Here is a 13091-nt window from a genome sequence, read left to right on the forward strand (position 1 = left end):
CGACCATGCCGCCCCCAAGCCTGCCTTACCGCCTCGCCCCCGCCATCCTGGATACCTTCGGCCCAGCCTCGCTGCCACCGCTCCCGCTACTACCCCGCGCGCTCGCCGGCCCGGCTGGCTGGAGCCTGCTGCAGACCCGCTTCGCCGGTGAACCCGGCGGCACCGGCGCGATGCCGGAGGAAGCCCCCCGCCGCAGCAGCAGCGCCGCCGACCTCGCCTCCCGCGAAGCCGCCGAACGCCGCCACCGCATCGTCATCGTCGGCGGCGGCGCCGGCGGGCTGGAGCTGGCCGCCCGCCTGGGCGACGACGCCGGCCGCCACGGCAAGGCGGAGATCGTGCTGGTGGACGCGGTGCTCACCCACATGTGGAAGCCGCTGCTGCACGAGGTGGCCGCCGGCACCCTGGGGCCGCAGGAAAACGAGCTCAACTTCCTGCAGCAAGCCCGCCGCCACCACTTCCGCTTCCACCTCGGCCGCCTGGAAACGGTGGACAGGGAAGCCAAGCAGATCTGGCTCGCCCCGCTGGTGGACGAAGCAGGCATGGAGGTGGCCCCGCGCCGGCCGCTGGCCTACGACACCCTGGTGATCGCCATCGGCGCCATCGACAACGACTTCGGCACCCCCGGTGTGCGCGCTCACAGCCTGTCGCTCAACAGCATGGAAGAAGCCCAGCGCTTCCACCGCCGTCTCCTCGCCCTGTGCGCCCGCGCCGAGATGAGCACCGGCGAGGCGGTGCGCATCGCCATCGTCGGCGGCGGCGCCACCGGCGTGGAGCTGGCAGCCGAGCTCGCTGGCGCGGCCGACGAGATCGCCTCCTACGGCATGCAGCTGCGCGAGCTGCGCCTGCCGCTGCAGATCGCCCTGCTCGAGGCCGGCGACAAGCTGCTCGCCGCCTTGCCGGACGATATCGCCGCCAAGGCCGGCGACGACCTGCGCGGCCGCGGGGTGGACATCCGCCCCGGCGCCCGCGTCGCCGAGGTGCGGGCAGATTGCGTGATGCTGAAGGGCGGCGAGCGCATCCCCGCCGACCTCACCGTGTGGGCCGCCGGCGTGCAGGGCCCGGAAGTGCTGGAGGGCCTGGACGGGCTGGAGACCAACCGGCGCCGACAGCTGGTCGTCCACCCCACGCTGCAGACCACCCGCGACGCCAACATCTTCGCCCTCGGCGACTGCGCCGCCTGCCAGCCTGACCCGGACGCCCCGCCGGTGCCGCCCAAGGCCCAGGCCGCCCAGCAGCAGGCCGAATTGCTGGCGCGCTCGCTGCAGCGCCACGTCGCTGACAAGTCGCTGCTCGAATTCCACTACCAGGAACGCGGCAACCTCATCTCCCTGGGCCGCGACAAGGCCATCGGCAACGTCGAAGCCCCCACCGGCCGCCTCCATCTCCACGGCCGCTCCGCCCGCCTCGGCTACTGGGTGCTCTACCGCAAACACCTCTCGGTGCTGCTCGGCGGCCTGCGCACCGCCTTCGTCACCCTGGGCCAATGGCTGAGCAAACGCTCCCAGCCGAAGGTGAAGCTGCATTGAGGCAGGGCGGCGCCGCATCCGCCGGAAGCCGCCTCGAGCGCCCACCACGCCTGCCATCGCCCCACAGGAACCCCGCCGCGCTGCGGTAGAATCTGTCACAAAGCAGATACAAATCGTGGCAGTCAAAGGTGGCGTGCAATGGCGTTTTTTCCGGTATTTCTCTCAGTCGTGCTGGTCGTCCGCAATCAGGAGGCACGGCTCGAGGAAATGCTCTCGGCGGCGGTGGGCAGCATCTCCCCCCTGGTGGGCGACCACGAGATCATCGTCGTAGACAACGCATCCACCGACGGTAGCGTGGCCGAGCTGAAGCGGCTGACCAGCGAGAACGGGCTGCCGAACCTGCAGGTGTACGCGCTGACGAAGGAAGTGGATGCCGACACCGCCTCCTGGGTCGGTCTGGAAAACGCGCTGGGCGATTTCGTCGCCGTCATCGACCCGCTCGCCGATGACATCGCCTTCCTGCCGCAGATGCTGGACAAGGCCGTCTCCGGCGCCGACGTCGTCTTCGCCACCAACGAGCAGCGGCCGCGACAGTCCCTGGCCTATACGCTGGCCTACTCCGTCTTCAACCGTCTGTACAAATTCTTCAACGGTATCCACCTTGCCAACGAGGCGCCGCAGTACCGGGTACTGAGCAAGCGGGTGATCAATTTCATCCTGCAGCACCCCCAGCCCTCCATCACCTATCGCCATCTGCCGGCCACCGGCGGCTTTGCGCGGGTGAACCTGCGTTACAGCGCGCCGCCGCGCGCCACCGCGGCCAAGCCCCTGGGCGAGAGCATAGGCAGGGGAACACGGCTGCTGGTGTCCACCACCCGGGCGCCGATGCGGCTGGTCATGGGGCTATCCCTGTTCGGCGCGGTCGCCAACGTGCTCTATTCCATCTACGTGCTGGCGGTGGCGCTGCTCAATCCCAATGTGGCGGCCGGCTGGGTGAGCCTGTCGCTGCAGCAGTCAGGCATGTTCCTGCTGATCTCCCTGGTGCTGCTGGTGCTGGGCGAGTACATCCTGCACATGGCCAGCCTGTCCACCGAAGGGCCGCCGTATCACGTCGCCCAGGAGTTCACCAGCGCCCGGCTGACGCGGCAGGAAAAGCTCAACGTGGAGGACGCTTCCGCCGAGCGCGGGCGCGTCGTCTTCGGCGCTGCGGGACGCCCGGCGTGACCCTGCAGGCGTTCGACGCCGTCGTCGTCGGTGGTGGATTCTACGGCGCCGCGATTGCGGTCTACCTGGCACGCAGCCGCGGCTTCGGGAGGGTGCTGCTGGTCGAGCGTGGGCAGGCCCTGCTGACGCGCGCCTCGTATCACAACCAGGCTCGTGTCCATAACGGCTATCACTACCCGCGCAGTTTCACCACCGCTTACCGCAGCCGGGTGAACCTGCCGCGCTTCGTCAGCGACTGGCCGGCGGCGGTACGTACCGACTTCACCAAGCTGTATGCCATCGCCCGACGCAACTCCAAGGTGACGAGCCGCCAGTTCGAGCGTTTCTGCCGCGACATCGGCGCCCGCATCGAGGCGGCCCCCGCCACCCTGGCCAGTCTTTTCAACCCGCACTTCATCGAGCGCACCTACCTGGTCGAGGAGTACGCCTTCGATGCCTGCGTATTGCGTGCCTGGGCGGAGCGGGAACTGCGGGAAAGCGGCGTCGAGGTCCTGCTGGCAACGCAGGCTCTCGCGGTGGACGCGGCCCCGGCGGGCGGGCTGACGGTAACGCTGACGGGCGGGGCAGACGCTTACCAGGTTCACACATTCGGTGTATTCAACTGCACCTACAGCGGGCTCAACCAGCTGGGCGGCAGTTTCGGCACCACCCGCACCGGGCTGAAGCACGAACTGACGGAGATGGCCCTGATGGACGTGCCGGCGCCGTTCAAGGACCTGGGGGTAACGGTGATGGACGGCCCCTTCTTCTCCCTGATGCCCTTCCCGGCGCGCGGGCTGCACACCTTCTCCCATGTCCGCTACACGCCTCACCTGCAGTGGGAGGACGAGCCCGGGCTGGACCCCTACCGCCGCATGCAGGACTACGGGCAGGCAAGCCGGGCGGACCGCATGGTGCGCGACGTCGCCCGTTACATGCCGCTGGTGGCGCAGGCCCGCCATGTGGATTCGCTGTTCGAGGTAAAGACGGTCCTGCAGAAAAACGAAGGCGACGACGGCCGCCCCATCCTGTTCGAACGCCACGCCGGATTGCCGGGGGCGTATTCCATCCTCGGCGGCAAGATCGACAACATCTATGACGTCCTGGAGAAGCTGGAGAGCGAACCGCTGCTTTCCGCCTCCCGGGCCAGGGAGCACTCAATATGAACGCACTGATCGGCCATACCGGCTTCGTCGGTGGCACCTTGCTGCGGCAGGCGGCATTCGATGCCCTGTACCGCTCCACCGACATCCATGAGATCCGGGGACGCAGCTTCGATCTCGTGGTCTGCGCCGGCGCCCCGGCGCAGAAGTGGATCGCCAACAAGGAACCGGAAGCCGACCTCGCCAGCATCAACGGCCTGATCGGCCACCTGGACAAGATCGAGTGCAAGACCTTCGTGCTGATCAGCACCGTGGACGTGTTCAAGCAACCGCTGGAGGTGGATGAAGCCTCGCCGGTCATCGAGGACGGCCTGCATGCCTACGGACTGCATCGCCGCCTGCTGGAGCAGTTCGTCGAGCGCCGCTTCGAGCGCCATCTCGTCGTGCGCCTGCCCGGCCTGGTCGGCCCCGGGCTGCGCAAGAACGTCATCTTCGACTTCCTCAACGACAACAACCTGCACGCCATCGATAGCCGCGGCGTCTTCCAGTTCTACCCCATGGTCAACCTCTGGCAGGACCTGCAGACGGCCCTGCAGGCCGGGCTTTCGCTGCTGCACCTGACGGCGGAGCCGGTGAGCGTGGCCACCATCGCCGGTAGCGGCTTCGGCCGCCGTTTCGAGCAGGCGCTGGGCAACCCGCCGGCACGCTACGACATGCGCAGCCGCCATGCTGCCTTGTTCGGCGGCCACGGCAGCTACCAATACGACCTGCGCGAAACGCTGCTGGCGGTGCGTGCCTACGCCCAATCGGAACCGCGCAAGCCCAAGGCGGAGGCGCCGGCATGAGGCTGTCCATCTCCAACATTGCCTGGGACATCGAGGAAGATGGCGCGGTCGCCGCGCTGCTGCGCCAGCGCAAGGTGGATGCGATCGACATCGCCCCCGGCAAGTATTTTCCCGATCCCGCACGGGCCACCGATGCCCAGATCCACGCCGTGCGCCAGTGGTGGGCGGAGCAGGAGATCGAGATCACCGGCATGCAGGCCCTGCTGTTCGGCACCCAGGGCCTCAATGTCTTCGGCCCCGCCGCCACCCAGGACGCCATGCTTGCCCACCTGGAGGCGGTCTGCCGCATCGGCGGCGGCCTCGGCGCGACGCACCTGGTCTTCGGCTCGCCGAAGAACCGTGACCGCAGCGGGATGAGCGACAGCGCAGCCACGGACATGGCATGCGCCTTCTTCTCCCGCCTGGGCGATGCCGCTGCCCGCCACGGCGTGGTGATCTGCCTGGAGCCCAACCCCGCTGCCTACGGCGCCAACTTCATGACTACCAGCGCGGAAACCGCCGCGGTGGTGCGCGCCATCGGCCATGCCGCCATCCGCATGCAGTTCGACGTCGGCGCCGTCACCATGAACGGCGAGGATGCCGCCGAGGTCGTGCAGCGCTGCGGCGACCTCGTCGCGCATGTACATGCCAGCGAGCCCGGCCTGAAAACCCTGGGCGACGGCGGCAGCGACCACCAGCGCGCGGCAGCGGCGCTGCTGGCCAGCCTGCCCCAGCATGTGGTCTGCATCGAAATGCTGGCCAGCGAGAGCGAGCCCCATCTTTCCGCCATAGGCCGGGCCCTCGACCTGGCCGACGCGGCCTACCGGGCCGCCGGAGCCTAGCCTCATGAAGTGGCTCATCCTCGTCCTCGGCATCCTCGCCAACGCGTCCGCCAGCGTGCTGGTGAAGTACGCGATGCTGCCGCCGCGCCGTTTCCCCTCGCTGTCCGACCCGCTGGCGGCGCTCGGCAACTGGCCCTTCTGGCTGGGCCTTGCCCTCTATGGCGGCGCCTTCCTGCTGTACGCGGCCGCGCTCGCCCGGCTGCCGCTCAATGTCGCCCACCCCATCCTGACCTCCGGCGCCGTGGCCACCGTGGCGCTCTTCTCCGTGGTGCTGTTCAGCGAGCCTTTCCACTGGACCACCGCGGTGGGCGTCCTGCTGGTGATTGCCGGCGTCTGCCTGATCACCCTTCGTGTTGCCTGAACTCCTGCAAGAAAAAATGACTCCATCCACCCCGCCAGCGCTGCCCGGATCCGCCACCTGGGAAGTACCCGCCTTCGACATCGCCCTGTGGCCGGGCCGCAGCCAGCCCTGGTGCGTGGTGATTCCGGTGATCAACGAGGGCGAGCGCATCCGCAACCTCCTGCGCCGGATGGCGGCGCTCTCCATTTCGGCGATGGCCGACATCATCATCGTCGATGGCGGCAGCAAGGACGGCTCGCTGGCCCTGGATGCGCTGCAGGCGCAAGGCGTGCGGGGCCTGCTGGTCAAGACCGGGCCGGGCAAGTTGAGCGCCCAGCTGCGCTGCGCCTACGCCTTCGCGCTGCAACAGGGCTACGCGGGCATCGTCACCATAGATGGCAACGACAAGGACGACCCGGAGGGGATTCCGCGCTTCATCGAAGCGCTGAAGGCAGGCTACGACTTCGTCCAGGGCTCGCGCTTCGTGCCCGGCGGCGTGGCGGAGAACACGCCGCGCTCGCGCGACTGGGCGATCCGCTTCATCCACGCCCCCATGCTGAGCCTGGCCTCCGGCTTCCGGTGGACCGACACCACCCAGGGCTTCCGCGCCTACAGCCGCCGCATGCTGCTGGACCCGAGGGTGGCACCGTTCCGCGACGTCTTCCTCACTTACGAACTGCTGGCCTACCTTTCCTATCGCGGCCCCCGGCTCGGCTTCCGCTGCATCGAGCTGCCCTCGATCCGGCGCTATCCGAAGGGCGAGGTGCCGACCAAGATTTCCAGCGTGCGCGGCAACCTCTCCGTCTTCAAGGTGCTGGTGGCCGCCTGCCTGGGCCACTTCAATCCCACCAGCGACGGGAAAGCCTGATGCCCCCGCGCCGGCCGCAGCATTCGCGCCGCCGGCCCGCCCGCCGTGGATTGTCCGCGGAAACAAGCAGCACCGATCCTGAAGCCCAAAAAATGAACCCGGCAAGAACCATAACAAACCGCCTTATCGCTGCCTTCGCCCTGCTGCTGGCCGCCGTCAACGCCTTCCTGCAGAACTTCCCGGGGAATTTTTCCCTGAACGGTGGTTTCTTCACCTTCAGCGACCCCTTCCACCAGGGCGAGCATTTCGCCTTCGCCCAATCGCTGAAAGGCTCGTCGCAAACGGTGGACGCGCTGTCCATCCATGGTGCGCTGGATTTCATTCCCAGCCTCATCGGCGCGCAGCTCTGGGGCGGCGACCATCACTTCATTCCCACCTTCGCCATCTATGCGCTGCTGGGAACGCTTGCTGCCCTGCTGCTGTTCCTGATCCCTGGCGCCAGCCAGGACGCCGCCCGCCGGCGCGGCTCCCTCTTCGGCCTGATGCTGATTGGCGGCGTGGCGGTGGGCTACCGGGATTTCTTCCTGCTCGTTTCCCTGTGCGCCTTCTACGCCCTGCTCGCGACCGGGCTCCGGCCCGGCTGGCGAACCGCGCTCCAGCTCCTGTTCGGCCTCTCCACCGCCTTCGGCTTGTACTGGTCCTTCGACCGCGGCATCGCCGCCGCGGTCTCGCTGGGCGCGGCCACGCTTTATCTCGCTTGGGCGGACAGGCGCTTCGTGCTGTCGCTGCTCTCCTTCGCCGCCGGCCTGGTGCTCCTCGCCAACCTGAACGACGTTTTCTCGCCGCGGGCTCTCATCGAGAACGTGACGGTGCTGGTCCAGACTTCCGCCCAGTGGCGCTACGACCCCAGCGACAAGACGGCGACGCTGACGGCTTTCGCCCTGTTCATCAACCTGCTGGCGCTGGGCCTGTTCTGGGGTTCGCACCTGAAGGCGCGCACGCTGGGGCTGCACGCAGCCGAAGCCATCGGCCTCACGCTGCTGGCCGTCCTCTTCCTCAAGATAGGGACGAACCGCGTCGATCTGCAGCACATCCATTCCGCGCTGTGGGTGCCCGGTATCCTGGCCATCCGCATGAACCACCGGAACCTCCCGCTGAAGACGCCGCTGCTCTGCCTCGCCTTCCTCGGCTTCGCGTATGCGGTGCAGATCGGCGTCCAGTTCCGCTCCTATTGCCTGCCCCTGATCGCTGGGCTGATCGTCTATCAGTTCGACTCCCAGCGGACCGCGATCAGACGCCTGATCAAGCTCGCCTTCCTGTTCTCCCTGCTGCTGGTGCTCTTCTCCGCCTGGAAGAGAAACGGCGACCCGGAGAGCTACGCCTGGCTGCGGAGCCTGCGTGCCCCGCAGAGCAACTGGCAGAGCGCCGAACCCGCGATGCAATGGGTGGCCTCCGAGTTGCTCAGGAACAAGGTGGGCTGCGTCTTCGACCTCTCCAACAACGGCATCATCAACGGCCTCACCCGGCTGCCCGCCTGCAGCCGCTTCATCTACCCGGTCTACGCCAGCGCGGCCTACGAGGATGAACTCATCCAGAGCCTGGCAAACGCGCGGCCGGCGGCGTTGGTCTACTCCTCCACCTTCTGGTCCTACCGCATCGACGGGCGCCCGATGAACGAACGCTTCCCGGCGCTGGATCAATTCATCCTGCAGAACTACCCACAGCAGACCTGCCAATACGGCTACTGCATCAGGTATCGCTGATCCCGCTCGCCACCGGACACCCCAGAATGCGCCCCACCCTGAGCCTCCTTGCCTGCTCCGCCTTCCTGAGTCTCCTCCCGCCGGCCCACGCCGCCGGCACGCCGCCCTTCCTGTGCGGCGACAGCGTGGTCCACGCCACGCCGGCGCAGGTGCGGGGCGACGTCTGGCTGCAGGATTTCATCGTCAGCGTGGAGCGCGGTGGCGAAGAGCGGGTGCTGCGATTCAAGCCGGAGAACGATTTCCTGCGGCTGCATTGCGTGACCCACGGCGGCCGCGATTATCTGGTCGTGGATCACAGCTGCGGCGGCAGCGGCTGCGCCGATCACAACTACGGCGTTGTCGATCTGGCGGATTTCCGCGAACTGTTGCAGCCCACCGAGCGCTATCGCGGCAATGAGGCTGCGGCGCGAGCCCTGCTGGGTGCCGACCTGCCGGCTTCCCTGGACTGCCGCGACACCGCCGGCGCCAGCCTGTGCCTGCACGCCGAGGACGAGCTGGAATGAGCGAGCGGTAGAGAGCGAGCTGGAATGGCCCGATTGCCGGCCCGCCGGCAGCGCGCTGAGCGCAGGCCCCGGCGCAGAGCGTGAAAGCCGGCGGCGGCGCCGGACCGCGGCGCGGCCATGCCATCCCGCCTCTCAGAACACCAGCGTTCCCAGGCCGACCCCGAAGATCAGCACGATCAGGAAGATCGCCAGCGCGATGAAGAACAGCACCTTGGCGATGCCGGCGGCACCGGCGGCGATGTTGGTGAAGCCGAGCAGGCCGGCGACCAGGGAGATGACGAAGAAGATGATGGCCCACTTGATCATGATGGGGGGACTCCTTGAGGCGCCCGCCGGCCCCGGGAGAGGGGCGGCGGCGGACTGAAATGTTTTGTAAAACTTACACTGGCTGGTAAGGCATACAGCCTGCGGGCGGCCTTTTCCAGCTCGCTGGCATACCCGCGATCAGCGTGCGGGTTTAGGCATCAGCGCGCTCTGCACCGACTTCACGCCTTCCACCCGGCGCGCCACCAGCACCGCGGCTTCGGCCTCGGCGGCGGAGTCCACCGTGCCGCCCAGATGGACGACGCCGTTGCGCACTTCGACCTCCACATTGCGGGCCTTCACCTGATCGTTGCCGATCAGCGCGGACTTCACCTTGGCCTCCAAGGTCTTGTCGTCTATGAACTCTCCGGTCGTCCGCTCCCCGGAATGGGTGTCGCCGGCCGCATGGGATACGGTGGCCAGCACCGAGGCCGCGGCACCCGCGGCGAGCACGCCCAGGAAGGATCTTCTGGTCTTCATTTTCGCATTCCTCCGTGTGAGCCCACGGCGCCGGCAAGCGGCGGGCAGGCGTTTCAGGCCACCCTCGGGCGGTCCGGCTGGGAGGTCGCAAACGGCGTACCCGGACGGGATGAGGAAGAAATCCAGACAGGGCATGGCACTTGCTCTACCGCTGCGGTCGGGTCTGTCCCCGGAGTTCAGATCATGTCCGTCCATAGCGAAAACAATACTTGCCGCCCGCTCGCCGCCGCTCGCCCCGCACCGGCCCGGTTCCAGCCCCTGGCCAAACGGCCAAGCCCACCCCTTACCGCACTCGGCGGCCTGTTGGCGGGTGCTGCCCTGCTCGCCGCGCTCGGCGGCTGCGCGCCAGGCGAAGCCCCCACCGGAGACGCGCCGGCCCGTACGCTCGCCGCCTGGTTCCAGCAACCCGCCAGCCGCAGCGCCGCCATGCCCGACTTCGGCCCGCTGATGCGCGCCCAGGGCCCGGCGGTGGTGAACATCGTCAGCGTGCGGCCGGCGGACGCCGCCGGAGTGGAAGGCCTGCCCGGCGAGCCCACCTCGACCTCGGTCGAACCCTTTACCCCGCGGCAGGACACACCCTCCGAAGGGCTGGGCTCCGGCTTCATCATCCGACCGGACGGCCTCATCCTCACCAACGCCCATGTGGTGGCCGGCGCCACCTCCATCACCGTGCGCCTGGCCGACGGCCGCCGCGAGTATCCCGGCCGTGTCATCGGCGCCGATCCGCAGAGCGACATCGCGGTGCTGCGCATCGACGCCGACGGCCTTCCGGTAGCCCGGCTGGGCAGCTCCGCCTCGGTGGTGCCCGGCACCTGGGTGGCTGCCATCGGCGCCCCCTTCGGCTTCGCCAACACCATCACCGCCGGCATCGTCAGCGCCACCGGACGCGCGCTGGCCGATGGCGACCTGGTGTCCTTCATCCAGAGCGACGTGGCGGTGAACCCCGGCAGCTCGGGCGGGCCGCTGATAAATCTGCGCGGCGAGGTGGTAGGCATCAACTCGATGATCTTCAGCCCCACCGGCGGCTACATGGGCCTGTCCTTCGCCATTCCCATCGAATCCGCGCTGGAAGTGGCGGCCGAACTGGAGCGCGAGGGCACGGTGCGGCGCGGCCGCCTGGGCGTCACCATCCAGCCGGTCACCCGCGAGCTGGCCCGCGCCTTCGGCTTCGAGGGCGAGGGCATGGTGGTGGGCACGGTGGAGAACGGCAGCGCGGCGGAGCAGGCCGGGCTGTATTCGGGCGACGTCATCATCGGCCTGGACGGCCGCCTCGCCGGGCCGGACCGCCTGCCCCAGCTCATCGCCGCCGCCACACCCGGCAGCGAGCGCAAGGTCATGGTATGGCGCGAAGGCCGCCGCCAGGAGTTCACCGTCGTCATGGGCGAGACCCGGGCAGAACCGCCGGCCGCCGCCCACACCGCAGCCGCCGACAAGCATCTCACCCTGAGCGAACTGCCCGCCGAGCAGCGCAGCCGCCTCGGCATCGCCTACGGCCTGCGGGTGGACAAGGCGCCGCCAGCACTGGCGGAAGACGCGATCCGCAATGGCGACGTCATCCTCAAGGTCGGTGGCCGCAGCTTTGGCGACCGCCGCGAGTTCGACCGCCTGCTTGCCTCCATGCCTGGCGGCTACGCCCCGCTGCTGGTGCGCCGCGGCGAGTCCGCGGTGTATGTGGCGGTGGAGGTACCGGAGACGGCGCGGGAGGTGGGTTGAGCGCCCTGCCCACGCCCCAGCCCCGCCGGCGGCGTGCACGCGCCGCCGCCCTGGGCCCGGCCGCACCCGGCGTGGCCGCCGACGCCCGCCGCGCCGACCGCTCCATCGTGTTGGTGGGCGCGGTGGTACTGCTGGTGGGTTTCGGCCTGGTGATGTGGGCAATCGCCGACGTGGTGCTGCTGGTGTTCGCCGGCATGCTGCTGGCGATCTTCCTGCGCGGTTTCACCGATGCCCTGCGCCGCGCCACCGGCCTGCCCGACATGGCCGCCTTCGTCGCGGTGGTGCTCGCCCTGCTCGCCCTGCTGGCGCTGGGCGGCCTCTTCCTCGGCGCCGAGGCCGCCACCCAGTTCGAACAGCTGGGCCCGCGCACCCGCGAGGCCTGGGACAAGATGCTGGCCGCCATCAACAGCTACGAATGGGGCCGCGCCTTGCTCAACGAGCGCAACCTGCGAGCGATGATGCCGGAGAACCAGGAGTGGCTGACCCAGCTCGGTGGCCTCTTCTCCACCACGCTGGGCGCCATTGGCGGCTTCCTCATCGTCGTCTTCATCGGCCTCTACGGCGCCGCCGACCCCGGCACCTACCAGCGCGGCTTCCTCTCCCTCTTCCCCCGCAGCAACCGCGAGCGCGCCAGCATGGTGATGGACGAAGTCGGCCACACCATGCGCTGGTGGCTCATCGGCACCTTCGTGAAGATGACGGTGGTCGGCGTGTCGGTGAGCATAGGCCTGTGGCTGCTGGGCATGCCGCTGGCGCTGGCGCTGGGGCTGATCGCCTTCGTGCTGGACTTCGTGCCCTACATCGGCCCGGCACTGGCCGCTTTCCCCGCCCTGCTGGTGGCCCTGGCCATGAGCCCGACCGACGCCCTCTACGTCGGCCTGCTCTACCTCGGCGTGCAGGCGGCGGAGAACTACATCGTGTCGCCGCTGGTGGACCTGCGCAGCGTGGACCTGCCGCCGGCGCTGGCGATAGCCGCCCAGGTGCTGCTGGGCGCGCTGCTGGGCGCGCTGGGCGTGGTTTTCGCCACCCCGCTGGCCGCCACCGGCATGGTGCTGGTGCGTACCCTCTATGTGGAAGCGGACGAAGCGGCCGGCTCGCCCGCCGCGGCGGAGGGCGGCGCCGCGGCGGGAGAGCAGGCGTGAGCACGGCGGCGGTCGCCACCTTGTTCGCCGAAAAGCCGCAGCGGAAGCTGCGGCCCGGCCGCCGGGAAGCCGAATGCCTCTTGCCGCGGTCTTACCCGGCAGACGCTGAAGCTGGTGGAGGCAAGGAATGAACACGCCACAGCCCCGCCGCCCGGCTCCGCAGCCCACCACTGAAGGCGCGCCGGTGGCGGCGACATCCGCAAGCGCGCTGGCGCGCCGGCGGCGCTGGCCCTGGTGGCTGGGCGGCACGCTGGCCGCCTTGGTGCTGCTCTACACCCTGGCCGGCTTCCTGCTGCTGCCCTGGCTGCTGCAACGCGAACTGCCGCCGCTGCTGGAGCAGCGCCTGGGGCTCACGCTGAGCCTGGGGGCGCTGCGCATCAATCCCTTCCTGCTGCGCACCGAAGCGGATGAAATCGCGCTCACCCAGCCGGACGGCAACCGCCTGCTGGAAGCCGGCGGTGCCCGCCTCGAGATGGAATGGTCCGGCCTCTTCGCCCGCCGCTGGACAGTGGCCGAAGCGGTGCTGGACAACCCGCGCCTCACCCTGCTCAGGGAGGGCGACGGCAGTTTCTCCCTGCCCCGTCCCACTCCTGCGCAAGAC

At 68.9% G+C, this 13091-nt stretch carries 14 protein-coding genes; 12 read left to right on the forward strand and 2 right to left on the reverse strand.

Features of this window, described 5'->3' with window-relative positions:
• From GRF61_RS20350 to GRF61_RS20390, 9 genes are all read left to right on the forward strand, one after another.
• On the forward strand, positions 1 to 1526 hold a 1526-nt coding region (locus tag GRF61_RS20350), incomplete at its 5' end, for an FAD-dependent oxidoreductase (protein WP_348982449.1).
• 138 nt (positions 1527 to 1664) lie between these two features.
• Positions 1665 to 2690 carry a glycosyltransferase gene (locus GRF61_RS20355; RefSeq protein ID WP_169152455.1) on the forward strand — a complete coding sequence of 342 codons (1026 nt, stop codon included), beginning with the start codon at positions 1665 to 1667 and terminating at the stop codon, positions 2688 to 2690.
• The gene (locus tag GRF61_RS20360) at positions 2687 to 3835 is read left to right on the forward strand and encodes an FAD-dependent oxidoreductase (RefSeq protein ID WP_169152456.1); all 1149 of its coding nucleotides are present in this window, start codon (positions 2687 to 2689) and stop codon (positions 3833 to 3835) included. Before GRF61_RS20355 ends, GRF61_RS20360 begins: the two co-directional genes overlap by 4 nt.
• Positions 3832 to 4617 (forward strand): NAD(P)-dependent oxidoreductase, encoded by a 786-nt coding sequence (locus GRF61_RS20365; RefSeq protein WP_169152457.1) that lies wholly within the window; start codon positions 3832 to 3834, stop codon positions 4615 to 4617. Before GRF61_RS20360 ends, GRF61_RS20365 begins: the two co-directional genes overlap by 4 nt.
• The gene (locus GRF61_RS20370; RefSeq protein ID WP_133589182.1) at positions 4614 to 5438 is read left to right on the forward strand and encodes a TIM barrel protein; all 825 of its coding nucleotides are present in this window, start codon (positions 4614 to 4616) and stop codon (positions 5436 to 5438) included. The genes GRF61_RS20365 and GRF61_RS20370 overlap by 4 nt, the downstream gene beginning before the upstream one ends.
• Positions 5439 to 5442: 4 nt before the next feature.
• Complete coding sequence (locus GRF61_RS20375) at positions 5443 to 5799, forward strand: SMR family transporter (RefSeq protein WP_133589184.1); 357 nt, start codon at positions 5443 to 5445, stop codon at positions 5797 to 5799.
• Positions 5800 to 5815: 16 nt separating this feature from the next.
• The gene (locus GRF61_RS20380) at positions 5816 to 6646 is read left to right on the forward strand and encodes a glycosyltransferase family 2 protein (RefSeq protein WP_169152458.1); all 831 of its coding nucleotides are present in this window, start codon (positions 5816 to 5818) and stop codon (positions 6644 to 6646) included.
• 92 nt (positions 6647 to 6738) lie between these two features.
• Positions 6739 to 8349 carry a hypothetical protein gene (locus GRF61_RS20385; protein ID WP_169152459.1) on the forward strand — a complete coding sequence of 537 codons (1611 nt, stop codon included), beginning with the start codon at positions 6739 to 6741 and terminating at the stop codon, positions 8347 to 8349.
• Positions 8350 to 8375: 26 nt separating this feature from the next.
• Entirely contained in the window at positions 8376 to 8852 is a 477-nt protein-coding gene (locus tag GRF61_RS20390; protein ID WP_169152460.1) for a hypothetical protein, read from the forward strand.
• A gap of 132 nt (positions 8853 to 8984) precedes the next feature.
• Here the strand turns inward: GRF61_RS20390 and GRF61_RS20395 are convergent, their stop codons facing one another.
• Together GRF61_RS20395 and GRF61_RS20400 are read right to left on the reverse strand one after the other, a co-directional pair.
• A complete protein-coding gene (locus GRF61_RS20395) occupies positions 8985 to 9158 on the reverse strand; it encodes a DUF1328 domain-containing protein (protein ID WP_133589192.1) in 174 nt (57 codons plus the stop codon).
• 138 nt (positions 9159 to 9296) lie between these two features.
• Positions 9297 to 9635, reverse strand: coding sequence for a BON domain-containing protein (locus tag GRF61_RS20400; RefSeq protein ID WP_169152461.1), 339 nt, complete (start codon positions 9633 to 9635; stop codon positions 9297 to 9299).
• Between the two features lie 303 nt (positions 9636 to 9938).
• Between GRF61_RS20400 and GRF61_RS20405 the strand changes: the two genes are divergently transcribed.
• The 3 genes from GRF61_RS20405 to GRF61_RS20415 all read left to right on the forward strand — a co-directional run.
• Positions 9939 to 11348 (forward strand): trypsin-like peptidase domain-containing protein, encoded by a 1410-nt coding sequence (locus GRF61_RS20405; protein WP_248281362.1) that lies wholly within the window; start codon positions 9939 to 9941, stop codon positions 11346 to 11348.
• Positions 11345 to 12490 carry an AI-2E family transporter gene (locus GRF61_RS20410; protein ID WP_169152462.1) on the forward strand — a complete coding sequence of 382 codons (1146 nt, stop codon included), beginning with the start codon at positions 11345 to 11347 and terminating at the stop codon, positions 12488 to 12490. The genes GRF61_RS20405 and GRF61_RS20410 overlap by 4 nt, the downstream gene beginning before the upstream one ends.
• Positions 12491 to 12617: 127 nt before the next feature.
• A partial coding sequence (locus GRF61_RS20415) for a hypothetical protein (protein ID WP_211166112.1) occupies positions 12618 to 13091 on the forward strand: 474 nt, incomplete at its 3' end.

The organism is Azoarcus sp. TTM-91, assembly GCF_012911025.1.
GTDB lineage: Bacteria > Pseudomonadota > Gammaproteobacteria > Burkholderiales > Rhodocyclaceae > Azoarcus.